The 24881-nt window shown below is 64.4% G+C and carries 15 protein-coding genes; 9 read left to right on the top strand and 6 right to left on the bottom strand.

Translation table 11 applies throughout. The annotated features are described in order from the left end of the window. Positions 1–3: 3 nt before the first annotated feature. The 3 genes from ABIC75_RS17610 to ABIC75_RS17600 all read left to right on the top strand — a co-directional run bounded on the left by ABIC75_RS17610 (position 4) and on the right by ABIC75_RS17600 (position 4370). Positions 4–1473 (top strand): efflux transporter outer membrane subunit, encoded by a 1470-nt coding sequence (locus ABIC75_RS17610; RefSeq protein WP_354015195.1) that lies wholly within the window; start codon positions 4–6, stop codon positions 1471–1473. An 11-nt stretch (positions 1474–1484) separates the two neighbouring features. Next, positions 1485–2681: an HlyD family secretion protein gene (locus ABIC75_RS17605; protein ID WP_354015194.1), complete on the top strand. Its 1197-nt coding sequence runs from the start codon at positions 1485–1487 to the stop codon at positions 2679–2681. Positions 2682–2849: 168 nt separating this feature from the next. Further along, on the top strand, positions 2850–4370 hold the full coding sequence (locus ABIC75_RS17600) for a DHA2 family efflux MFS transporter permease subunit (protein WP_354015193.1): 1521 nt from the start codon (positions 2850–2852) through the stop codon (positions 4368–4370). A gap of 624 nt (positions 4371–4994) precedes the next feature. Here the strand turns inward: ABIC75_RS17600 and ABIC75_RS17595 are convergent. Beyond that, positions 4995–5510 (bottom strand): lipid A 3-O-deacylase, encoded by a 516-nt coding sequence (locus tag ABIC75_RS17595; protein ID WP_354015192.1) that lies wholly within the window; start codon positions 5508–5510, stop codon positions 4995–4997. A 265-nt stretch (positions 5511–5775) separates the two neighbouring features. Next, positions 5776–6696, bottom strand: a complete 921-nt coding sequence (locus ABIC75_RS17590) for a bestrophin family protein (RefSeq protein ID WP_354015191.1) — start codon at positions 6694–6696, stop codon at positions 5776–5778. Between the two features lie 121 nt (positions 6697–6817). Here ABIC75_RS17590 and ABIC75_RS17585 point away from each other — a divergent pair, with 121 nt between their 5' ends. From ABIC75_RS17585 to ABIC75_RS17575, 3 genes are all read left to right on the top strand, one after another. Further along, positions 6818–7411: a DUF2239 family protein gene (locus tag ABIC75_RS17585; RefSeq protein ID WP_354015190.1), complete on the top strand. Its 594-nt coding sequence runs from the start codon at positions 6818–6820 to the stop codon at positions 7409–7411. A 28-nt stretch (positions 7412–7439) separates the two neighbouring features. After that, on the top strand, positions 7440–8918 hold the full coding sequence (locus ABIC75_RS17580; RefSeq protein WP_354015189.1) for an MATE family efflux transporter: 1479 nt from the start codon (positions 7440–7442) through the stop codon (positions 8916–8918). 99 nt (positions 8919–9017) lie between these two features. Next, on the top strand, positions 9018–10664 hold the full coding sequence (locus ABIC75_RS17575) for a multicopper oxidase family protein (protein WP_354015188.1): 1647 nt from the start codon (positions 9018–9020) through the stop codon (positions 10662–10664). An 818-nt stretch (positions 10665–11482) separates the two neighbouring features. Here ABIC75_RS17575 and ABIC75_RS17570 read toward each other — a convergent pair. Continuing rightward, the gene (locus ABIC75_RS17570; RefSeq protein WP_354015187.1) at positions 11483–11794 is read right to left on the bottom strand and encodes a hypothetical protein; all 312 of its coding nucleotides are present in this window, start codon (positions 11792–11794) and stop codon (positions 11483–11485) included. 250 nt (positions 11795–12044) lie between these two features. Between ABIC75_RS17570 and ABIC75_RS17565 the strand changes: the two genes are divergently transcribed. Beyond that, positions 12045–14057 (top strand): alkaline phosphatase family protein, encoded by a 2013-nt coding sequence (locus ABIC75_RS17565; RefSeq protein WP_354015186.1) that lies wholly within the window; start codon positions 12045–12047, stop codon positions 14055–14057. Positions 14058–14129: 72 nt separating this feature from the next. After that, entirely contained in the window at positions 14130–14600 is a 471-nt protein-coding gene (locus ABIC75_RS17560) for a DUF3617 domain-containing protein (protein WP_354015185.1), read from the top strand. A gap of 43 nt (positions 14601–14643) precedes the next feature. Here ABIC75_RS17560 and ABIC75_RS17555 read toward each other — a convergent pair whose 3' ends face one another. The 3 genes from ABIC75_RS17555 to ABIC75_RS17545 form a co-directional block, all read right to left on the bottom strand. Then, the gene (locus ABIC75_RS17555) at positions 14644–17799 is read right to left on the bottom strand and encodes an efflux RND transporter permease subunit (protein ID WP_354015184.1); all 3156 of its coding nucleotides are present in this window, start codon (positions 17797–17799) and stop codon (positions 14644–14646) included. Between the two features lie 1201 nt (positions 17800–19000). Continuing rightward, positions 19001–22165: an efflux RND transporter permease subunit gene (locus ABIC75_RS17550; RefSeq protein ID WP_354015183.1), complete on the bottom strand. Its 3165-nt coding sequence runs from the start codon at positions 22163–22165 to the stop codon at positions 19001–19003. A 207-nt stretch (positions 22166–22372) separates the two neighbouring features. After that, positions 22373–23125: a GntR family transcriptional regulator gene (locus tag ABIC75_RS17545; RefSeq protein WP_354015182.1), complete on the bottom strand. Its 753-nt coding sequence runs from the start codon at positions 23123–23125 to the stop codon at positions 22373–22375. Between the two features lie 221 nt (positions 23126–23346). Between ABIC75_RS17545 and zwf the strand changes: the two genes are divergently transcribed. Further along, complete coding sequence (gene zwf, locus ABIC75_RS17540) at positions 23347–24807, top strand: glucose-6-phosphate dehydrogenase (protein WP_354015181.1); 1461 nt, start codon at positions 23347–23349, stop codon at positions 24805–24807. Positions 24808–24881 lie beyond the last annotated feature (74 nt).

The raw sequence follows: 24881 nt of genomic DNA, 5'->3' as shown, positions 1-24881 counted from the left end.
CCCATGCGTCTGCAACTCCTTGCGGCAGCCACCGGCCTTACTCTCGCGCTGGCGGGATGCGTCAGCAGTGGCGGCCTGCACCCGGAAGGCACGCTGACCGATGCCTCGTCACTGAAGGCCGATCGCAGCCTGTCCGGCGCCACGCTCTCCCCCGCCGCCTGGCCCGGCGATGACTGGTGGACCGGGCTGGGCGATCCCCAGCTGAGCGCGTTGATCGCCGAAGCGCTGAAGGACAATCCCAGCCTTGCCGTGGCCGATGCGCGCGCCCGCCAGGCGCAGGCGCAGGCCGGTGCGGCCGATGCCGAGCGCGGCCCCAGCGTGAATGCCGGCGCCAACGTGATCGGCCAGCGCCTGCCGCTGACCGCCGCACCGCCGGAACTGGGCGGCGGCAAGTTCACCTGGTTCAAGGACGCCCGCGCGAGCTTTAGCTGGGACCTGGACCTGTGGGGTGGCAAGCGCGCCGCATGGGAAGCCGCCGTCGGCCAGCAGCACGCGGCCGAGATCGAGCAGCAGGCCGCGCGCATCGCGCTTTCCACCAACGTGGCACGTGCCTATGTGCAGCTCTCCTATGCGTATGCGCAGCAGGACGTGGCGAAGGCCGAGCACGAGCGCGCCGCCACCGCGCGCCAGCTGACCCTGCAGCGCGTGTCCGCCGGTATCGACAACCAGCTGCAGCTCAAGCAGAGCGACACCGAAGTAGCCAACGCCGACCAGAATCTGGCCGCGGCCACGCGCGCCATCGACGCCGCGCGTTCGTCGTTGTCGGTGCTGCTGGGCAAGGGTCCGGATCGCGGGCTCGACATCGGCCGTCCGCAGTCACTGAACCCCGGTGCGTTGGCGGTGCCGGCCGACGTGCCGACCGAACTGATCGGTCACCGCGCCGATCTCGTTGCCGCGCGCTGGCGCGTGGAATCGGCGGGCAAGGAGATCAAGGTCGCCAAGACGCAGTTCATGCCCAACGTGAGCCTGAGTGCGATGGCGGGCGTGGCTGCGTTCGGCAGCATCAATCCGCTGCAGCTGCCGGCACGCTTCTACACCTTCGGCCCGTCGCTGAGCCTGCCGATCTTTGATGGCGGTCGCCTGCGTTCCAACCTGTCCGCGAAGGACGCGCAGTACGACGAGGCCGTGGCGCAGTACAACCAGACGCTGGTGCGCGCCGTGAATGAAGTGGCCGATGGCTACGACGCGGTGCAGTCGGCGAAGGAGCAGGTCGATGCCCAGCAGCGCGCCGTCGATGCCGCCTCGCAGGCCTGGCAGCTCGCCCAGCAGCGCTACAAGGCGGGCGTGGGCAGCTATCTCGAAGCATTGATCGTGCGCCAGCAGTTGCTGGGCGCGCAGGAGCGTCTCGCCGCGTTGCAGTCGCAGCAGGTCGACCTCTCCGTGCAACTCATCCAGGCCCTCGGCGGCGGTTTCCGTCCGCAAGCGGGCGCGGCCGACGTGGCCGCTTCACCTTCCTCTGAACATTCGCTCTAAAGGCTACCCCCATGTCTAGCCAGACTCCGCTCGCGGCCGAGACCGCAGCCGCCCAACCCCCCAAGAGCCGTCGCGGTTTCCTGCTGAAGGCACTCGTCGCCGTACTGGTGATTGCCGCCATCGGCTGGGGCCTGTGGTACTTCTTCGAAGGCCGTTGGTATGAAGACACCGACGATGCCTACGTCAACGGCAACATCGTGCAGATCACCCCGCAGGTGTCGGGCACGGTCATCACCATCGGCGCCGACGATGGCGACCTGGTGCATGCCGGCGACGTGCTGGTGAAGCTCGACCCGGCCGATGCCGACATCGCGCTGCAGCAGGCCCGCGCCAATCTCGCCAACACTGTGCGCAAGGTGCGCGGCCTCTACAGCAACGTGAGTGGCGCGCAGGCCGAAGTGGCCGTGCGCAAGGTGGCGGTGGACAAGGCCCAGGCCGACTTCAACCGTCGTCGCGACCTGGCCAAGTCGGGCGCCATCTCGGCCGAAGAACTGTCGCACGCACTCGACGCACTGACCTCCGCGCAGAGCGCCCTCACCACCGCGCAGCAGCAGTTGCAGACCAACAAGGTGCTGGTGGATGACACCGTCGTCGTCTCGCATCCAGACGTCCAGGCCGCAGCCGCCCGTCTGCGTGCCGCCTATCTCGACGACGTGCGCACCGCGCTCGTCGCGCCGGTGGACGGCTATATCGCCAAGCGCTCGGTGCAGCTGGGCCAGCGCGTGGCGCCGGGCACGCCGCTGATGGCGGTGGTGCCGCTGCATGGCGTGTGGGTTGACGCGAACTTCAAGGAAACGCAGCTCAACAGCATGCGCATCGGCCAACCGGTGGAGATCCGCGCCGACGTGTATGGCAGTTCGGTTACCTACCACGGCAAGGTCGAAAGCCTGGGCGTGGGCACCGGCAGTGCGTTCTCCTTGCTGCCGGCACAGAACGCCACCGGCAACTGGATCAAGATCGTGCAGCGCGTGCCGGTTCGCGTGTTCTTCAGCGATCCCAAGCAGCTGGAAGAACACCCGCTGCGTATTGGCCTGTCGACCAAGGTCTCGGTGAATCTGCACGACACCAGCGGCCCGCTGCTCGCCAAGCAGTCGCCCACGCAGCCGGCCTTCAACACCGATGTGTACAAGGAACAGCTGGCCAAGGCCGACGGCATGATCGCGGAGATCGTCCACGCGAACATGGCTGGCGAGAGTCACCAGCAGTAACTCGGTTGGCGTGGAAACGTACGCGTCTCCACGCTTTCCTGAGTACTACACCGCCATTTCGGCCCTCGCCCCCTTTTGCGGGTGCGCCGGAATGACGAGCAAGAAAAACAGCGGCTGCTCTGCACCCGCGCAGAGCGCTGAAACTTCATACCGCAGGTCACCCGTGCGATGAACCAACCATTCCGCCCGCCCAACCTGGCGCTGACTACCATCGGCCTCTCGTTGGCGACCTTCATGCAGGTGCTCGACACGACGATCGCGAACGTGTCGCTGCCGACGATTGCCGGCAACCTCGGCGTGAGCGTGAACCAGAGTACCTGGGTCATCACCTCGTTCGCCGTGAGCACCGCCATCGCCCTGCCGCTGACGGGCTTCCTCACGCGCCGCTTCGGCGAAGTGAAGCTGTTCATCTGGTCGACGCTGCTGTTCTCGCTTGCATCCTTCCTGTGCGGTACCGCGCAGAGCATGCCGATGCTGATCCTGTTCCGCGCCATCCAGGGCGCAGTGGCCGGACCGATGTACCCGATCACGCAGAGCTTGCTGATCTCCATCTATCCACCGGCCAAACGAGGCATGGCGCTGGCGCTGCTGGCGATGGTGACGGTGGTGGCGCCCATCGCGGGCCCCATCCTCGGCGGCTGGATCACCGACAACTACACGTGGCCGTGGATCTTCTTCATCAACGTGCCCATCGGCATCTTCGCCAGCATGGTGGTCGGCAACCAGATGAAGTTGCGCAAGGACGTCACCATGCGTCCGAAGATGGACTATGTGGGACTCATCACGCTGATCGTGGGCGTGGGTGCGCTGCAGATCGTGCTGGACAAGGGCAATGACGAAGACTGGTTCAACTCCAGCTTCATCATCATCACCAGCATCGTGTCGGCCATCGCGCTCGCGGTGTTCCTGATCTGGGAACTCACCGACAAGGAACCCATCGTCAACCTGCGCCTGCTGCGCCACCACAACTTCCGCACCGGCACCATCGCGCTGGTGCTGGCCTATGCGGCGTTCTTCGCCATCGGCCTGCTGGTACCGCAGTGGCTGCAACGGAACATGGGCTACACGTCCACGTGGGCGGGTTTCGCGGCGGCGCCGCTGGGCATCCTGCCGGTGATGCTCACCTTCATCGTGGGCAAGTACGGGCCGCGCACGGACATGCGGCTGCTCGCGTCATGCGCGTTCCTGATCATGGGCGCCACCTGTTTCATGCGCTCGGACTTCTTCACGCAGATCGACTTCATGCACATCGCAGGCGTGCAGTTGTTCCAGGGCCTGGGTGTGGCGCTGTTCTTCATGCCGGTGACGACGATCCTGCTGTCGGACCTGCAGCCGAACGAGATTGCCTCGGGCGGCGGCCTGGCCACCTTCCTGCGCACGCTGGGCGCGAGCTTCTCCGCTTCGCTCACCACGTTCCTGTGGGATCACCGCGCGATCGTGCATCATGCGCATCTGGTCGAACACATCACGCCGTACGACACCTCGCCGCAGGCGACCTTGCAGACCGTGGGCGTGACGGGCCAGGCGAGCAATGGATTGCTGGAGCAGCTGATCAATCAGCAGGCCTACCAGATCTCGTTCAACGAGGTGTTCCACATGTTGGGCTGGGTGTTCTTCAGCCTGATCGTGGTGGTGTGGATGGCACGGCCGCCGTTCAGTGCGAAGGCGGGGCCGGGGGCGGATCATTGATCGCGCTTGATGTTGGGTGATTTGGGGCCGCAGTGATGCGGCCTCAGTTTTTTGGCATTTCTACTCAGTCTCTCCTAGTCGTCATCCCGGCGAAGGCCGGGATCCAGTGACTTTGCTTTCCGATTGTCGCGGCAGCGTTGCGGTCGTCCTTGTGCAGCGCTGCCGCGGTCGGGCCGCTTACGCAGCGGGCGTTTCGATCGGCTGCCGCCGCTCGAGTCACTTTTCTTTTGCTGGCCCAAAAGAAAAGTAACCCAAAGAAAATGGCCTGAAGAGCAAAGGCTCGCAGCATCGCGTTGGGATGAGCCCGAACGGTCGAGGAACGTTGCTACGTGGCAACCTCCGCCGCTACACAGTGGGTACACCGAAGCCTTGCGCAACGCGCCCGAATCGTTGAGGACTTAAAGCGGGGCTCGCTTCGCATTGCATTGAGCAATGCGCGGTGCACGACACTTCCCCCTCTCCCCTTCGGGGAGAGGGCTGGGGGTGGGGGCGATCTAGCCTTATCGTTTCAATCATGGCTTTGTCGTGCTTTGGCGCAGATGTCGTGAATCCTCACAGCCATCCAGACGTCCAAACAACAACGGCCCCATCGGGGCCGTTGCATGTCTGACACCGCTTGTTGGATCAGGGATTGAACGCAAACCCGACCAGCGCCATCGTTTCGCCGCGGTTGGAGCCTTTGATGCCGGCGTTGGAGACGTGGCGGATCTGGAAGGTCCAGTGGTCGTCTTGCCAGCCGAAGGCGTTGACGAATTCGCCGCCGCTGCTCAACGCCAAGGTTCGGCCCGATTGGGCGGCAACCTGCGTGGTCCAGAAAAGGTGGTGATACCAGTCGCTGCTGTTGCCGTAGTGGATGCGCACGCCGCCGGCGAGCAGCCATACGTCATCGGACACCTTGTTGCCGTACTTGGACACGTTGCGCCCGTTGATGAAACCGAGCGAGGCCGCCGGCGACCAGGTGAACTGGCTGTTGCCGAAGGCGTGTTCGCCCCAGATGCCTTCGATCCACGCTGTATTGGTCCAGTAGCTGTCTGAATAGCTTCGGCCGCCGTTGATCTCGATGCGGGGGTCGGCCAGGGTAGTTGCGGAAACGCCCAACAGGGCCAGCGCAACGGCACTGCGCAGGAGGGGAAATCGCATGGTCTTTCTTCTTTGACTTTGGTGGGGAGGAGATTTGTGCACCGCTAAGTTTAATAACTTATTGGACCGACCGGTATTGGAAATAGGTCGAATCGAGACAACACTGCGTTGCCTGGGCGGTACGAATGCGGCCGGGTTCCGTCACGGACACGCGTCTAGCTTGTCTCAACCGGCGTGAAGCGCACGCCTAGGACACCGTAAAACTACGGCAAGGCGCCGCCCTGGCATGGGCGTTTCCGGTTGGGGTTGGGGACGATCCTGCCGTCTAGAGGAGGACGCCATCCACCGGTTGCAGCGGCGCCGGCAGCTCGCGCTCGCCCAGCAGCTCGCCCAGGCCGATCTCCACCGTGCGGCACATGGCGTCCAGCGGCAGGTCGTTGGGTAGGCGGTCGAACGGGTTCTCGATCTGGTCGCCCAGCGCATCGAGCCCGAAGAAGGTGTACGAGAGCACGCCCACCATCAGCGGCGTCACCCAGCCCACGCTGCCGATCAGGCAGAACGGCAGCAGCAGGCAGTACACGTAGACCGTGCGGTGCAGCAGCAGGATGTAGGCGAACGGAATCGGCGTGCCCTGGATGCGCTCGCAGCCGCCCAGCACATACGAGAGGCGCGTCACCTGTGCATCGATGTTGGCCAGCAGCATCGGATCGAGCCGGCCTTCGCGCTGCCATTGCGCATAGCCCTGGCCGATCATCCCGAGCAGCACGTTCGGCGGATTGGGGCGGCCGGTCAGCGCAGCGGCTTCCTCGGGTGCCAGCCAGCGCGATACCTCATCGCCCGGCGGCGTCCCACGAAGCTGGTGGCGCAGCGCGTGGGCGAACGCGATCAGCCGATGCACCATGCGCTCCCGTTCCGGCGTGGAGAGACCTTCGGGCAGGCTCACCGTTTGCCGCGCCAGATTGCGCACCACGATCAGCAGTTCGCCCCACAGCGTGCGCGCTTCCCACCAGCGCTCGTACGCCACGGTGTTGCGAAAGCCCAGGAAGATCGCCAGCGTCAGGCCCATCAGTGTGAGCGGCACGGCGCCCAGTTCCACGCCGGTGTGCGGCAGGCGCTGCTCCAGCAGCACCACCGCCACGGCCAGCAGCACCATGCCGGTCACCCGCTTCCAGATCACCGGGATGATCGAGCCGCGCAAGGTGAACAGCATCAGCCGGAGCGAGCGGTGCGGAGGATGGACGAACATGGGAGGCGCGCGGCAGGAGGATGAAAAATTTTACCCCGCGGCGAGGGCCACGCTGCCGTGGTGTTGACCTTTATTTATTACCCGGGCAATATCCACCACCTGTTTATACCCGGGCAAAAACATGTCAGCAGCTGATATCGCTTCCTGCATCGCCTTCGATGGCTATCGCCGCATTGCCGCCGGCTCGCTGGCGGACGTCGCCCTGGCCACCAAGCACGCCGTGGATGCCGGTGTCGACGGACCGGTGCTGGTCTTCGACGACCTCAACGGCCGTCCGCTGGAACTGGACCTGCGCGGCACGCCGGACGACGTGCTCGCCCGCCTGCCCGCCTCCGCCTCGGACGACGAACCCGCGCCGCGCGGCCCGGGTCGTCCGAAACTGGGTGTGATCGCACGCGAAGTCACTTTGCTGCCGCGTCACTGGGACTGGCTCGCCAGCCAGCCGGGCGGTGCCTCGGCCACCTTGCGCCGCCTGGTCGAAGAAGCGCGTCGCAGTCATCGCGAGCGTGACGCGGCGCGTCTCGCCGGTGAAGCGGTGGATCGCTTCATGAGCGCGATGACGGGTAATCTCCCCGGCTACGAAGAAGCGTCGCGTGCGTTCTGGCGAAAAGAGCGCGAGCGTTTCATGCACGTGACGGATGCATGGCCAGCCGATGTGCGCGAGCATGTGCGACAGCTGGCCATGCGCGCATGGCAAGCCACCCTCGCCGACTGATCCCCTCTCCCCCTGGCGGAACGATTCGATGTCATCTCTTGCTGCAAAGCAGCCCCTGCTCACCGAAGGACCGATTGCCAAGACGCTGCTGATGTTCGCGTTGCCCATCCTGGGCAGCACGGTGCTGCAGTCGCTCAACGGCTCCGTCAATGCGATGTGGATTGGCCACTACCTGGGCGAAGCGGCGCTCACGGCGGTGAGCAACGCCAACCTCATCCTGTTCCTGCTGCTGGGTGCCGTGTTCGGCCTCAGCATGGCCTGCACCATCCTGATCGGCCAGAGCCTGGGCGCGCGCAACATGCTCGAGGCCAAGCGCGTGGTGGGCACGGGCGTAACGTTCTTCGTCTCGGTATCCATCCTCGTCGCCATCGCCGGCTACTTCGGCACGCCGTGGATGCTCAACGCGCTCAACACGCCCGCCGACGCGCAGGCGTTCGCGGTGCCGTACCTGCGCATCATCTTCATCGCCGTGCCGTCGATGTATTTCTACGCCTTCCTGATGATGACGCTGCGCGGCGCCGGCGATTCGCGCACGCCGTTCGTCTTCATGGCCCTGTCCGTGCTGATGGACATCGTGCTCAACCCGCTGCTGATCTTCGGCGTGGGACCGTTCCCGCGCATGGGCATTGCCGGTTCCGCCACGTCCACCTTGATCGCGCAGTCGGTGGCGCTGGTCGCGCTGCTGGTCACGCTGTACAGGCGCAAGCACTTCCTGCGCCTCACGCGCAACGAGCTGGGTTATCTCAAGCCGGACATGGAGATCTTGCGCTCGCTGGTGTTCAAGGGGCTGCCCATGGGCCTGCAGATGATCGTCATCTCCAGCTCCGCGATGATCATGATCCACATGGTGAACAACTACGGCTCAAAGACCACGGCCGCCTATGGCGCGGCCACGCAATTGTGGACGTACGTGCAGATGCCGGCCATGGCAATCGGTGCGGCCGTGTCCTCCATGGCGGCGCAGAACGTGGGCGCGAAACTGTGGGATCGCGTAAGCCGCATCACCAAGGTCGGCGTGCTCTACAACTTCCTGTTGAGCGGCATGCTCATCGCGTTGATCTACCTGTTCAACCACGCGGCGCTGGGCTTGTTCCTGCCCAACGACGGCGAGGCGTTGTCGCTGGCGCAGCATCTCAACAGCATCGCGGTGTGGTCGTTCATGTTCTTCGGCGTCACCTTCGTGCTGTTCGGCGTTGTGCGCTCCACCGGCGCCGTGGTGCCGCCGCTGGTGATCCTGTTCATCTCGATGTGGTTGTTCCGCCCGCCGTTCGCACTCGCGTTGGCGCCGCGCCTCGGTGCTGATTCGATCTGGTGGAGCTTTCCGCTGGGCTCGCTCGCCTCGATGCTGATGGCGATGGGCTACTACAAGTGGGGCGGCTGGCGTCGCGCACGCATGCTCGCCACGCCCATCGAAAAAGCCGGGCTGGAAAAAGCCGCCGACGAAGCTGCCGTGGCCGGCCAGCAAGCGCCCACCACGGGACAGGGCGTGCCCGCCTCGGCGGAGTGATCGCGTCACCCTTCGCGCGACTGCGCGAAGGGTGAACCCGGTTTCACGCTTTGCCACGCGACTGTCATCCGGGCTGCCTAGGGTTGCCGGATGACTCGCATGAACCCCTCGCGCCGGCAGTTCCTGCGCGGCCTCGTCGACATGGTCGGCGCCGCCACGGCGGCGGAACTTGGTCTGCTCGCCTGGTCATCGCCCGCCATCGGCGATGAAAAGACCATGCGCATGGCCATGCCGCAACTCGCTGCACCCAAGGTGCCGCTGGTGAATCCGGTGACGCTGGCACGCTTCGTCGATCCGTTACCGTTGCCGCCACTCGCCAAGCCGGTAGGACAGCGCGCGCATCCTGCATATCCAGGAAAACAGCTGCCGCTGTATCGCATGGAGATGCGCGCGTTCAAGGCGCAACTGCATCGTGATTTGCCGCCGACGCCACTGTGGGGCTACGGCGGAAGCTTTCCCGGCCCGACGCTGGTCGCCAAACGCAACGAGCCCTTGCTGATCGAATGGGCGAACGCGCTGCCCGACAAACACTTTCTGCCCATCGACCACACCATCCACGGTGCCGAGCGCGACAAGCCTGAGGTGCGCACCGTGACGCACGTGCACGGTGCGCGCGTTCCGCCATCGAGCGATGGCTATCCGGAAGAGTGGTTCGTGCCCGGTCACACCAGCGTGTCGCACTACCCCAACGCGCAGGATGCGGCCACGCTGTGGTACCACGACCACGCGATGGGCATCACGCGTCTCAACATCTACGCCGGCCTGCTCGGCGCGTATCTGATTCACGATGATGCGGAGCAATCGCTCAACCTGCCGAGCGGCGACTGCGACCTGCCATTGATCCTGTGCGACCGCCTCATTGCGAAAGACGGCCAGCTCTACTACCCCGTTTCGGATGATCCGGATGCGCCGTGGGTATCCGAATGCAACGGCAACGCCATCCTGTGCAACGGCAAGCTGTATCCCTTCCTGGTCGTGGAGCCGCGCCGGTATCGCCTGCGCCTCGTCAACGCCGCCAACACGCGCTTCTATGAGATGTCATTGTCGGCTGGCTTGTCGTTCACGCAGATCGCCAGCGACCAGGGCTTGCTGGCGGCGCCCGTGCCGCGCCAACGCGTCACGTTGTATCCCGCCGAGCGCGCCGATGTGGTGATCGACTTTTCGGGCATGGATGGCGAGCAGGTGCAACTGCGCCAGCAGGCAGAGGCCATCATGGAATTTCGCGTGCGCGACCGTGGCCGTCGCGACAAGGGCGTAATGCCGACCACGCTACGCACTATCGAGCGTCTTGCCGCAGCGAGCGCCGAGCGTGATCGCGTGCTCACGCTCGGCGAGCAGGACGATGCCGGCGGCAGCGCCATGATGATGATGCTCGGCGGCAAGCACTGGTCCGCGCCGATCACGGAGGATCCGCGCCAGAACACTACCGAAATCTGGAGCATGGTGAACCTCACCGGCGACGCGCATCCCATGCATCTGCATCTCGTGCGTTTCCAGGTGCTGGAGCGCAGGCCGTTCGATCTGTTCACGTGGAACGAAAGCAAGACGCTCAAGTACACGGGTCCGGCGATACCGCCTGGGCCGGAGGAAATGGGTTGGAAGGATACGGTGCGCGCTGATCCGGGGATGGTGACGCGCATCATTGCGCGTTTTGAGGGGGAGCCTGGGCGGTATGTGTGGCATTGCCATTTGTTGGAGCATGAGGACAACGAGATGATGAGGCCGTTTCAGTTGTTGCCGGCGTGAGGGGTTTGCTCTCGTTTGGTCGATTGAGCCGAAGCAATTGTGCTGTTATCCGTCGTTGCGACAGGAGCCAGTGCCGGCAAGTGCACGAGCACCTTTCCCAGTTCGTCATTCCTGCGAACCCCCGCGGGGGCGAGAGCAGGAGGTGCTTTTCAACAGCCGAAGGCTGGTCATCCAGTGACTTTGCACTTGGTTATCGCGAGTCCGTTGCTCGCTCTTATGCGGCGATCTCGCCAGCGTGCCGCTTACGCAGCGGGCGTTTCGATCGGCTGCCGCCGCTCGAGTCACTTTTCTTTTGCTGGCCCAAAAGAAAAGTAACCCAAAGAAAATGGCCTCTAGAGCTCGCAGCATCGTGTTGGGATAAGCCCGAACGCTTGAGGATGGTTGTGGCGGGACACCCATGGGAGGCCATACAGCGGATACTCCGTAGCGCTGCGCAACGCGCCCGAATCGCTGAGGACTTAAAGCGGGGCCCCGCTTCGCGTCGGCCTTTGCTTTGGCTTCGCTCTTCAAGGTCATACGCGATGCATCGCATTTCTCCCTCTCCCCTTGTGGGAGAGGGTTGGGGAGAGGGGGCGGGTGCTCGCGAAATCGTTGCTACTCGAGCTTTGGTTGTTACTCTTCGGGGTCCCCGTATGACAACGGCGGGCGGGTGGAGGAAAGCCCGTAGGGTGGCTGCAGGGATGCGGCCAGTTTTTCGACAGGACACGGACGTCCTGTCGAAAAACCCCGTAACCCGACCGCGAACCTGAAGGGCTGAAAGCCCGGAAGGCGCGTCATCCGCGGTGCCATTTCTTTTGGCATTGCCACCATCTCGGTGGTTACTTTTCTTTACTCCGGGCATCCTGCCCTCCGCCCTTCGGGCCGGCTTCGCCGTTCGCACGCGCTCCTGCGCGTGCGTGGGCAAGCAAAGAAAAGTGACCCGGACCGCGGCAGCGGTTCGGAAGCCCGCCGCAGGCGAGCCAGATCGCGATCTTTCTACAACTCCGCGATAAACCAACTTCACATTCCCATGCCGATGCCGAAACCACAAAACCTAAGGCCTCGCCCAAGCCGTAAAGACGTCCAAACGTGCGCCACCGCACGATCTCCAACACCCACAGCAAAAGCAAATTCTTGCCGATCTGCAGCAAGGCATCCGCGCCCTAAGCCCGTATCCAAGCATCCGCAAGCCCTCGCACCCAACATTGATACGCAAGCAATTGCGACGTAGCCCCTCTGTCATCTAACCGGAAATTCCTGTCGCAAAAGCGCCAAGGGTCCGTCATCTGCGCGGACCAGACTCGCCGCCGGCTGGGGTCATCAAACGTTGCGAACAGGCCCTGGCCAATCAGGGGGTCCACTCATGCAGTCTTCTTCCGGAAGCTGCTGGAGATCGAAGTCATGTCCATGACGCACGTCCGCAAGCGGCTGTTGCCGTTTGTCATTGGTACGCTTTCCGTCGGCCTGGCCGGCGTGGTGAGCGCCCAGAGCAACTCCACCGATCAGAATGCTGTCTCGACCAGTCAGGTTCCCGCGACTGGCGTCACCGTGCTGCACCGGCCGGGCGGCGACGACAACGACGATCGCACCAACACGCCCATCAAGCACGTGATCCTGCTGATCGGCGAGAACCGCACATTCGATCATGTGTATGCCACGTACACGCCGCCGAAGGGCCAGAGCGTGCATAACCTGTTGTCCGAAGGGATCGTCAACGCAGACGGCACGCCGGGTCCGAATGTTGCCGCGGCCAGGCAGTGGCAAGCCAGCAACACGGGCAAGTTCGCGCTGGCGCCCAAACACACGACGCCCTTCGCCACGTTGCCCGCGATGAACACTGGCGGCGCACCCACGCAGGCACCGTTTGCTTCCGCTGCGCAGGCACAGGCGATCGAGCCGGCGCTTCCGGCCGATGCCTACGGCGAACTCGCCGCGGGCGGTACGGGCCTGCCGAACGACGTGGTCGACACGCGCTTCCCTGCTCAGCTCGCCAACGCACCGGTCGACATGCATGCGTCGATCAGCTACGACGACTACGCCAACAGCCCGGTGCACCGCTTCTTCCAGATGTGGCAGCAGATGGACTGCGACGTGCATGCCGCTACCGCGAAGAATCCCAGCGGTTGCCGCATGGATCTGTTCCCGTGGGTGGAAACCACCGTGGGTGCCGGCACCAATGGCAAGGCACAGGCCGCCGGTTTCAACGACCAGACCACGGGCGAAGGTTCCACGGCCATGCAGTTCCTCAACATGGCCAAGGGTGACGCGCCCTACTTCGCCGAACTCGCCCGCACGTACACGCTCAGCGACAACTTCCACCAGTCGGTGATGGGCGGCACGGGTGCCAACCACATCATGCTGGGCTTTGGCGAGCTGGTGTATTACGCCGATGCCAACGGCGATCCGGCCACGCCCCCGGCGAACCAGATCGAGAATCCGGATGCGCAGTCCGGCACCAACAACTGGTACGTGCAGGACGGCTACAGCGGCGGTTCCTATGTGAACTGCGCGGACGATACGCAGCCGGGCGTGGGCGTCGTGAAGGACTATCTGAAGTCGCTGCCGTATCGCACCTTCCACGGCACCGACTGTAAGAAGAACGCCTACTACCTGGTGAACAACTACAACCCGGGCTATCTCGGCGACGGCACGCCGGCACCGCTGGGTGCGCAGCAGTTCACCATGCCGCCGACGCGCCAGGAGAACCTCGCGCTGCTGCTGAATCGCCATCACGTGTCATGGAAGTACTACGGCGAAGGCTATGCCGATGGCAAGGAAAACGGCGAGGCCGGCACCTTCTGCAACATCTGCGACCCGTTCCTGTATTCCACGCAGGTCATGACCAATCCCAAGTTGCGTGCGAACAACCAGGACATCACCGATCTCTACAACGACATCCAGAATGACACGCTGCCCGCGGTGTCCATCGCCAAGCCGGACGGCATCCTGGACGGCCATCCGGCCTCGTCCAAGCTGGATCTGTTCGAAGGCTACGTGAAGAAGATCGTCGAGCTGGCCAAGGCCAACCCGAAGGTGTGGAACGACACCGTGATCATGGTGACCTTCGATGAAGGCGGCGGTTACTACGACTCGGGCTACGTGCAGCCGATCGACTTCTTCGGCGACGGCACGCGCATCCCGATGCTGGTGATCTCGCGCTTCTCCGAAGGCGGCCACGTGGTGCACACGTACTACGATCACGTCTCCTTCGACAAATTCGTCGAGGCCAACTGGAACCTGCGCGAGACCATCTCCAACCGCAGCCGCGACAACCTGCCCAACCCGGTGTCGCTACCCAACAACCCGTATGTGCCGCTCAACGCACCGGCCATCGGCAACCTGATGAACATGTTCGACTTCGGCAGCAACGGACATGGCCACGGCAACGTAGCCTCGGCTGACACACAGGACTGATGAAATAGCAGCAACCCCGACCCTGCCCGCGAAAGCGGGCGGGGTTTCCCTGTGCCTGGAGTGCCGCTGGCCATGAATCCTTCAAGCTCATTCGCATGCGGCCGTCGTGGCAGCATGGTGGCGCGCGTCGTCGCGGTGCTGGTGTTGCTGGCTGCCGCGTTCCTCGGCGAACCGGGTCACGCGGACCCAAGCGATTTCCAGGCGATGCCAGGCCTGTGGAAAATCGTCACGCGGGTATTCGATCACGGCAAGCCCGGTGAGCCGCAGGTGGCGTGGCATTGCGTGGACGAAGGTCCGGATCCCTGGGCAGAATTCGCCCAGCTGCCGGTGCCTGGATATGACCAGTGCGAACGCGTGGACCAGCATCGCAGCAGTACGGCGTTGAGCTGGGCGTTGCAGTGTTCCGGCTTGACGGATGCAGCGCACGGCCGCGTGAAATTCGACTCCGCCGAACACTACACGGCGGGCGTCAACGTCGGCGGCAAGGACGTGGTGCAGGTGGAGGGTCGCCGCTACGCGGCGTGCACCAGCCCCAAGGATTGAATGCGGGCGCTCCCTCTCCCCGCAGGGAGAGGGGCCTGGAGCATCATCCCGCAGCCAGCTGCGCCTTCAGCGCGCGCTTCGCGGCCCGCTTGGCCCGACGCTTCTCCTTGCGGATCTTGCGGTCGTAGTTCCACAGGTAAATCGCCGGCGTGCTCAGCAGGGTCAGCAACTGCGATACGAGCAGGCCACCCACGATGGCCACGCCCAGCGGCTGACGCATTTCCGAACCGATACCGAAGCCGATGGCCAACGGCAGGGCTGCACCCATGGCCACCAGCGTCGTCATGGTGATGGGACGGAAGCGCACGAGTGCCGCTTCCCTGATCGCATCCGGCGGCGACAGCCCTCGCTCGCGTTGCGCCACGAGCGCGAAGTCCACCATCAGGATCGCGTTCTTCTTCACGATGCCGATCAACATCAGGATCGCGATGATGGCCATCAACGTAAGCTGCGTCTGCGTCACCAGCATGGCGAGGAACGCACCCATGCCGGCCGCGGGCAGCGTGGAGAGAATGGTCAGCGGATGACCCAGGCTCTCGTAGAGAATGCCCAGCACGATATACATGGCCACGATGGCGCCGATAAGCAGCACCATGCCATTGCTCTTGGCCTGCTGCAGGCGCTGGTTCTGGCCGGTCCACTCGATGCGCACGCCCTCGGGCAGGCCCACGATGATGCCCGCGTTCTCCACCAGCTTGGTGCCGATGTCCTGCGACACATCCTTGGCCAGGTTGTAGTTGATGGTGGAGGCTTCGAGCTGGTTGTGGTGGCGGATGCGCGTGGGGCTCATGTTGGGCTCGATGCGCGCGATGGCCGAGAGCGGAATCATCTCGCCCTGCGCATTGCGCACGCGCACGTTCAGCAGCGCGCCGGGACTCAGCGACGTGGCCGAGCTGGAGGTCAGCACCACCCAGTACTGGTTGATGTCCGAATAGATCACCGATACCTGGCGCTGGCCGAAGGAGTTGAGCAGCGCGGTGTCCACGTCGCCCATGGTGACGTTGAGGCGACCGGCGGCGTTGCGGTCCACCTTCAGTTGCTGCTGCTTGCCGACCAGGTCGAAGTTGCTGCCGACGTCGCGGAACTCCTTCATCTTGCGCATCTGCTGCACCATCTTCAGCGTCCACGGCTGCAGGTCTTCGCCGTTGCTGCCGATCAGCTGGAATTCGTAGGCGCCGCCCTTGTCGCCGCTGCCGCCGCCGCCGAGGAACTGCACCAGGCTCAGCGAGACGCGGATGCCGGGCAATGCGTCGTATTGCTTGGACAATCGGTCCATCACCACCTTGGCGCTCTCGTGGCGATCGTTGGGGCCGCTGCCCTTGGGCTTGAGGTCCACGAACATGGTGCCTGCGTTGCCCACCGCGCCGGTGCCGTCGTTGCCGCCCAGCGTGGTGAGCACGTCGAGCACGGCGGGGTCGGCCTTCATGATGTCCGCCGCGCGCTGCGCCTGCGTGGCCATCAGCGTGGGCGAGATGTTGGCGTCGGCGCGGATGTCGCCCTGGAGCATGCCGATGTCTTCTTCCGGCATGAAGTTGCCACCCGCGGTCGCCACCACCGCCCAGCCGAGCACGAAGGTGCCGATCAACAGCACCAGCGGCTGCCAACGCATGATGCGGCGATGGTGCATCGCCCAGTCCAGCGCGCGCTCGTAGACGCGGTGGAAGCCCTTGTCGAAGCGTTCCAGTGCCTGTTCGATGCGGCCCGGCGTGCGCTCGCCGGGCTCCTCGTGCTTGAGCAGCTTGCCGCACAGCGCGGGCGTGAGCGTGAGCGACACGATGGCCGAGATCACCACCGCCGCTGCCAGCGTCACCGAGAATTCGCGCAGCAGCATGATCAGCATGTTGTTGCCGAACAGCAGCGGCGCGAACACCGCCACCAGCGACAGCGTGATCGACACCACCGTGAAGCCGATCTCGCGCACGCCGATCAAGGCGGCCTGCAGCGGCGCTTCGCCCTTTTCCATATGGCGAACGATGTTCTCGATCACCACGATGGCATCGTCCACCACGAAGCCGATGCACAGCACCAGCGCCACCAGCGACAAGGTGTTGAGCGTGTAGCCCAGCGCCAGCATCACTACGAAGGCGCCCGCCAGCGACAGCGGCACGCTGAGCGAGGCGATCAGCGTGGGACGCATGCGGCGCAGGAACACCAGCATCACCAGCACCACCATCACGATACTGATCAGCAGCGCCACCTGCACTTCATGCAGCGCCGACTTGGTAGTGGTGGTGAGGTCGAAGATCGGCGTGATCTGCACGTCCGCCGGCATCCACTGGCGGAACTCCGGCAGGCGGCGGCGAATCTCGTCCACCGTTTCCACCGCATTCGCCTCGGGACGTTTGCTGATCTGCATCGCCACGGTCGACTGGCCGTTGAACCAGGCGCCCTGGTAGATGTCCTGCTGGCCGCTGGTCACCTTCGCCACGTCGGACAGGCGCACGGGCGAGCCGTTCTTGGAGGCGATGAGCACGTTGGCGAAATCGCTGGCCTCGCTCAGGCCGTCGTTCGCCGTCACCGTCATTTGCGTGCGGCCGTCGGTGAGGATGCCCTGCGGCGAGGTCACGTTCGCCGCGATCAGCGCGTTGCGCACGTCATTCGCAGTGAGGTTCTTCGCGGCCAGCGCATTGATGTCCAGCTCCACGCGCACCGCGTGCGGCGTACCGCCGAACACCTGCACCTGCGCCACGCCGGGGATCTGCGCCACGGCGGGCTTCAGCAGGGTATCGGTGAGGTCGTACAGCTTGTCCTGCGGCAGGCCCGTGGAAGTGAGTGACACCAGCAGGATCGGAATCTGCGACGTATCGAACTTGAAGTACTGCGGCGGGCTGGGCAGCGCCGGCAGGTCGGCCTGCGCGGCGTTGATGGCGGCCTGCACGTCGCGCGCGGCCTTGTCAGCCGTGCGGTCGAAGGTGAAGCGCACCTGGATCGACGCCGAACCCTCGGACGCATTGCCGTACATGTCGTCGATGCCGGGAATGCGGCCGATATGGCGCTCCAGCGGCGCCAGCACGGTAGACGCCATGGTCTGGGCACTCGCACCCGGCATCGACGCCACGATGTACACGCCGGGGAATTCCAGCGACGGCAGCGCGGCCACGCCCAGCAGGCGATACGCAAAAGCGCCCGCCAGCAGCAAGCCAAGCGCCAGCAGCGAGGTGCCCACGGGTCGACGAATCAGGGGGGCGAAAATATTCACAAGGTTTCCATACCGGTTAGGGCGCGTGCCCGGCACCCAGGCAGACCATCAGCGAGGGCGCGCGTTCACGTAAGCAGGGCGAAAAGCCTGCACATAGTGCCATTTATGCCTGCGGGGAAGGGTTCGGCGAATGTGCCTGAAGTCGGTCCGTGCCGGAAGGCAGGGGGTGGGATGTGTCATGGCTGACGTAATTGGTGGCGATGCGCGCATTTTTGCGTGAGACGCACTGGGGTTCTTGCTCGTCGTTCCTGTGCGCTTCCAAAGGGGAAAGAGTAGGAGGCGCCCTTCAACAGCCGGAGGTCTGCTAGCTCGTCATTCCTGCGAAGGCAGGAGGCGCTTTTCAACAGCCGAAGGCTGGTCATCCAGTGGCTTTGCTCTTGGTTGTCGCGACATCGCGGTCTGTTCTTTTGGGACGCTGCCGATGGCGTGCCGCCTGCGCGGCGGGCGTTTCGATCGGCTGCCGCCGCTCGAGTCACTTTTCTTTTGCTGGCCCAAAAGAAAAGTAACCCAAAGAAAATGGCCTTCAGAGCAATAGGCTCATAGCGTTCTGCAGGATACGAGCCTTGACGGTTTTTGGAGCCCGGAACGTCACGATCTCTCTATTCAGCGGTACGGCTACACCGCCACGCGTCGATGCGAAGAGGACTTAAAGCGGAGCCTCGCTTCGCATCGCATCGGCCTTTGCTCTGGCTTCGCTCTTCAAGGTCATACGCGATGCATCGCACTTCTCCCTCTCCCCTTGTGGGAGAGGGTCGGGGTGAGGGGCGGGTGCTCGCGGCAGCGTCGCGAAGGCGAGCTTTTGCTCTTGGCTCTTCGGGGTCCCCGTATGACAGCGGCGGGCGGGTGGAGGAAAGCCCGCAGGGTGGCCGCAGGGATGCGGCCAGTTTTTCGACAGGACAGGGATGTCCTGTCGAAAAACCCCGTAACCCGCACGCGAACCTTTCGTCCACAGGACGGAAGGCGCGTCATCCGGGGGCCTTTCTCTTTGGCATTGCCACCATCTCGGTGGTTACTTTCTCTTGGGCAAGCAAGAGAAAGTGACCCGGCCTCCGGCAGGAGGACGGAAGCCCGCCGCAGGCGAGCCAGATCGCGACCACGCGACAATGGAGCGAACGGAAACTGGATGACCAGCCTTCGGCTGTTGAAAGGCGCCTCCGGCCTCGCCCCCTTTTGGAGTGCACCGGGATGACGACAATAAAAACTAGCGCGTCGTCGCGGCAGCGCCCTGCACCTTCAACCCCCGCTTCGCCGCCCGCTTAGCGCGCCGCGCCTCCTTCCTCACCTTCCGGTCGTAGTTCCACAAATAAATCGCCGGCGTACTCAACAGCGTCAGCAGTTGTGAGACGAGCAGCCCGCCCACGATGGCGACGCCCAGCGGCTGTCGCAGTTCCGAGCCGATGCCGAAGCCGATGGCCAGCGGCAGCGCGGCGCCCATGGCTACCAGCGTCGTCATGGTGATGGGGCGGAAGCGCACCAGGGCGGCTTCGCGAATGGCTTCCGGTGGCGACAGGCCGTGTTCCCGCTGCGCCACGAGGGCGAAATCCACCATCAGGATGGCGTTCTTCTTCACGATGCCGATCAGCATGAGGATCGCGATGATCGCCATCAGCGACATCGGCGTGCCGGTCACCAGCATCGCCAGGAACGCGCCCGCGCCCGCGGCCGGCAGTGTGGAGAGAATGGTCAACGGATGGCCCAGGCTCTCGTAGAGAATGCCCAGCACGATGTACATCGCCAGGATCGAACCCAGCAGCAACACGTTGGCGTTGGAGCGTGTTTCCTCCAGGTTCTTTGCCTCGCCCGAATAGCCCAGCTGGATACCCGGCGGCGGGCGCGCATCGGCCACGATCTGCTCGATCAGCGCGGTGGCCTTGTCCTGCGGAAAACCCTGCTCGGTGTTGTAGTAGATCTGCGTGGCTTCGAGCTGGTTGGTGTGGATGACGAACGATGGCGTCACATTCGGCTCGATGCGCGCCACCGCAGACAGCGGCACCATGCTGCCGGTGTCGCTGCGCACATAGGTATTGAGCAGCGTGTCCGGGCTCAGCGAACGCTCGGAGGCCGAGGTGAGCACCACCCAGTACTGGTTGATGTTCGAATAGATGATCGACACCTGCCGCTGGCCGAAGGCGTTGTACAGCGCCGAATCGATATTGCCCATGCTCAGGTGCAGCCGCCCCGCCGCTTCGCGATTCACCGTGAGCATCTGCTGTTTGTCGATGTTGTCGTAGTCGCTGCTGATGTCGCGGAATTCCTTGTGTTTGCGCATCAGCTGCGTGACCTTGTACGACCACGGCTGCAGGTCCACGTTGTCGCTGCTGATGAGCTGGAAGCTCTGGCTGCCGCGATTGCTGTCGTTGTTGTCGTTGAAGAAGCCGATGGAATTGAGCGCCACGTGCAGCTCGGGCAGTTTCTCGTAGGCCTTGTTGAGCCGCGTGATGGTGTCCTTGATCGATTCGGCGCGCATGCCTGGGCCATGGCCGCGCGGCTTCAGGTCCACGAACATGGTGGCCTGGTTGCCCACCGCGCCGCCGGCGTTGTCGCTGCCCAGGAAGGTGGTGACGTCGAGCACCGCCGGGTCGGCGAGCATGATGGCGGCGGCCTTCTTCGCGCGCTCGGCCATCAGGGTGGGCGAGATATTGGTATCTGCACGCACGTCGCCCTGGATCATGCCGATGTCTTCGGACGGCATGAAGTTGAAGCCATACAACTTCACCACCGCCATCGCCATGCCGATGGTGAGCGCGAGCAGGATGAAGGGCTGCCAGCGCATCAGGCGCCGGTGATGCATGGCCCAGTCGAGCGCACGCGCATAGATGCGCTGGAAGCCCGAATCGAAGCGGGCCAGCGCCTGTTCCATCCGGTTCGGCTGGCGTCCGCCCGCATTCTCCAGCGAGAGATAGCGACCGCACAGCGCGGGCGTGAGCGTCAGCGAGATCACCGCCGAGATCACCACGGCGGCGGTCAAGGTGACGGAGAACTCGCGCAACAACATGGTGAACTGGTTGTTGCCGAACAGCAGCGGCGCGAACACCGCGATCAGCGACAGCGTGATCGACACCACCGTGAAGCCGATTTCCTTGACGCCATCGAGCGATGCCTGCAACGGGGGCGAGCCGTGTTCCATGTGGCGCACGATGTTCTCGATCACCACGATCGCATCGTCCACCACGAAGCCGATGCACAGCACCAGCGCCACCAGCGACAGCGTGTTGAGCGTGAAGCCCAGTATCCACATCACGGTGAACGCACCGGCCAGCGACAACGGCACGCTGAGCATGGCGATCAGCGTGGGGCCGATGCGGCGCAGGAACACCAGCATCACCAGTGCCACCAGCAGCACGCTGAGCAGCAGCGCCACTTCCACTTCATGCAGCGCCGACTTGGTGGTCTGGGTGAGGTCGAAGATCGGCGTGATCTGCAGGTCGGCCGGCAGCCACGCGCGCATCTGCGGCAGCTTGGCGCGTACCGCGTCGGCGGTGGCCACCGCGTTGGCTTCGGGGCGCTTGCTGATGCGGATGGCCACGGCGCGGTGGTTGTTGAACCACGCGGCCTGGTATTCGTCCTGCTGGCCGGTGCTCACTTTGGCCACGTCCGACAGGCGCACCTGCGAACCCTTCTGGATGGCGATGAGCAGGTTGCCGAATTCCTGCGGCGTGCTGAGCGCATCCGTCGCCGCCACGGTCATCTGCGTGCGTCCGTCGCTGAGCGCACCCTCCGGCGAGGTGACGTTGGCGGCGCGCAGCGTATTGGCCACGTCGTTGGCGGTGAGGCCCTTGGCCGCCAGTGCGGCCGTGTTGAGTTCCACGCGCACCGCACGCGGGCGTCCGCCGATCACGCGCACCTGCGCCACGCCGGGAATCTGCGAGATCGCCGGGTTGATCAGCGTGTCGGCGAGGTCATAAAGCCGGTCCGGCGGCAGCGAGTTGGAGGTGAGCGAGAGCAGCAGCACCGGGATGTTGGCGGTGTTGAACTTGTAGTAGCGCGGCGGTATCGGGATGTTGGCCGGCAGGTCGGCCATGCTCGCGTTGATCGCCGCCTGCACGTCGCGCGCCAGCTTGTCGGTGTTGTTGCCGAAGTTGAAGATGATGCGCACCGAGGTGGAGCCGTCGTTGCTCTCCGAGTGCATTTCCTTGATGCCGGGAATGCGGCCGAGGTGGCGCTCCAGCGGCGCGGCCACGGTGGACGCCATGGTCTGCGCGTTCGCGCCCGGCAATTCCGTATAGACCACCATGCCCGGGAATTCGAGCGACGGCAGCGCCGCCACGCCCAGCAGCAGGTACGCCCAGAAACCCGCCAGCGCGAGTCCGAAGGCCAGCACCGAAGTGCCGATGGGACGACGTATGAAGGGCGCGAACAGATTCACGGCATGCGTACCGTTGACGGCGGCGCGTCCCCGTCCGCGCCCCAGGACACGGGATGCTACCGATGCCAGCCATCCCGATGATCTTTATGCACGCAAAGCGTCGCCGACGAATGTGCCGTAAGTGCGTATGCCGAGGGACACATGCGTCTCGGCGCGCGGTGATCGTTCACGGCGCCGTGACTTCAGCGTCACGCAAGTGAGCGGCGATCAGTCCGTCTGCAGTTCCGCCACGAAGTCGTAGATGTCGCCGCGATACCACGAGGTGGTGAACTCCACCACGCGGCCGTCATCGAGAAAACTGCGTCGCTCGATGTTGAGGCCCGCACTGCCGGCCGGCACGTGCAGCAGGCGCGCCTGTTGCGCGCCCAGCGACACCGCGCGCAGGCGCTGCAATGCGCGGCGCGGGCGTGCACCCAACGTCTCCAGCACCTGGTACAGCGAGTCCTGCACGATGGTCGGGTCGGGCAGGATGCTGGCGGGCACCACGCTGCGCTCGATCGCCAACGGTTCTTCCTTCGCGTAGCGCACGCGATGCAGGCGCGCCACCAGCGCGCCCGGCGAGAGGTTCAGCGCCATCGATTCTTCCGGCGTCACTTCGCCGATGATGCGTTCGGAAAACTCGGAGCGCGGATTCAGGCCGCGCGCACGCAAGTCCTCGGTGAAACTGGTGAGGCGCGACATCGGCTTGATGATGCGCTCCGCCACGAAGGTGCCCGCGCCGTGGCGCTGGTTGAGCAGGCCTTCTTCCACCAGGCCGGAGATGGCCTTGCGCACCGTCACACGCGACAGCTGCAGCAGGCGCGAAAGATCGCGCTCGCTGGGCAGGGCCTGTCCCGGTTCGATATCGCGATGCTCCACCACGTTGCGAATCGCGCGACGCAGGCGCAGATACGCCAGCGGCTGGCTGGTGGCGGGGTCGCGGCTGAGCCGGCGATATTCGTTGACGAGGGCGGTTTCCATACCTTCACGATACCAATGACCATACCAGTCTGGCAATCAGTCGTTTTTTCGCGGCCTTGCGGGTGGTACCAATTTTGCTGGTGAATCCTTGCCCAGCGCGGGCTCGCCGGGTCTCTTCGGGGAACTGGTGTTGTCTGGTATGTCACTGGTACGATCAGCGGGCCGGGTGCGTGGTATGCATGCCACGCGCCCGTTCCCCGCATCGCCTCGAGGTGACTGAAGTGACTGCTTCTTCCCAGCCGGTCGAGACTTTCGACCTGGTGATTTTCGGCGGCACCGGCGATCTTGCCCTGCGCAAGCTCCTGCCAGCGCTGTACCACCGTTACGCGGACGGCCAGATTCCCGACGACAGCCGCATCATCGGCATCGCCCGCGAAGGCCTGGACGACGAAGGCTACCGGGACAACCTGCGTGCCGTGCTCAAGAAGAACGGCAACGGCAAGGTCGAAGACTTCCTCAAGCTGGTCGGCTACCGCTCGCTCGATGCGCGCAAGGACGATGGCTGGGACGATTTCGCCACGCTGATGGGCAAGGACGCGGAACGCATCCGCGTGTTCTACCTGTCCACCTCGCCCGACCTGTTCGTCGACATCTGCAACCGCCTGGGCAAGTACGAGCTCAACAAGGGCAAGTCGCGCGTGGTGCTGGAAAAGCCCATCGGCCACGACCTGAAGAGTGCCAACCAGATCAACGACGACGTCGGCCGCTTCTTCGACGAATCGCAGACCTTCCGCATCGACCATTACCTCGGCAAGGAAACGGTGCAGAACCTGCTGGCGCTGCGCTTCGGCAACGCGCTGTTCGAACCGTTGTGGAATGCCGAGCACATCGACCACGTGCAGGTCACCGTGGCCGAAACCCTCGGCGTGGGTCAGCGCGCGGGTTACTACGACCATGCCGGCGCGTTGCGCGACATGGTGCAGAACCACATCCTGCAGCTGGTGTGCATGCTCGCGATGGAGCCGCCCTCCTCGCTCGCGCCCGACGCGGTGCGCGACGAGAAGCTCAAGGTGCTGCGTTCGCTCAAGCCCATCACCGAAGCCAATGCGGCGCAGCTCACCGTGCGCGGCCAGTACCGCGCCGGCTCGGCCGAAGGCCAGGCGGTGCCGGGCTATCTCGACGAATTGAAGGACCACAAGTCCAACACCGAGACCTTCGTGGCGGTGAAGGCCGAGATCGCCAACTGGCGCTGGGCCGGCGTGCCGTTCTATCTGCGCACGGGCAAGCGATTGCCGGAACGCGTGTCGGAAATCACGGTGGTGTTCAAGGCCGTGCCGCATTCCATCTTCGATGCCTCGGCCGGTCCGCTCGCGCAGAACCGACTGGTGCTGCGCCTGCAGCCGGACGAAGACATCAAGCTGTGGCTCACCATCAAGCATCCGGGCCCGGGCGGCCTGCGCCTGCGCCACGTGCCGCTAGACATGAGTTTTGCCGAAGCGTTCGGCGTGCAGCAGCCCGATGCGTACGAGCGCCTGCTGCTCGACGTGGTGCGCGGCAATCCCACACTGTTCATGCGTCGCGATGAAGTGGAAGCGGCATGGCGCTGGGCCGATCCCATCCTCGCCGCGTGGGCGGACAGTGGCGAGGCGCCGCGTCCCTACACGTCGGGCACCTGGGGCCCGAGTGCTGCCGTGGCGCTGATCGAGCGCGATGGCCGCACCTGGAACGAGGATAGTGAGTAAGCCCGCGTCCGGTTTGGTGCAAGACGATGCACGGGCACTTCACCCGTGCATCGCGACTCGGTTCCTAGACTGCT

The organism is Dyella japonica (genome assembly GCF_040545895.1).
Lineage (GTDB): Bacteria > Pseudomonadota > Gammaproteobacteria > Xanthomonadales > Rhodanobacteraceae > Dyella > Dyella japonica_D.
Note: the sequence above shows the minus strand (reverse complement) of the source record. Positions and strands in the feature narration are given on the sequence as shown.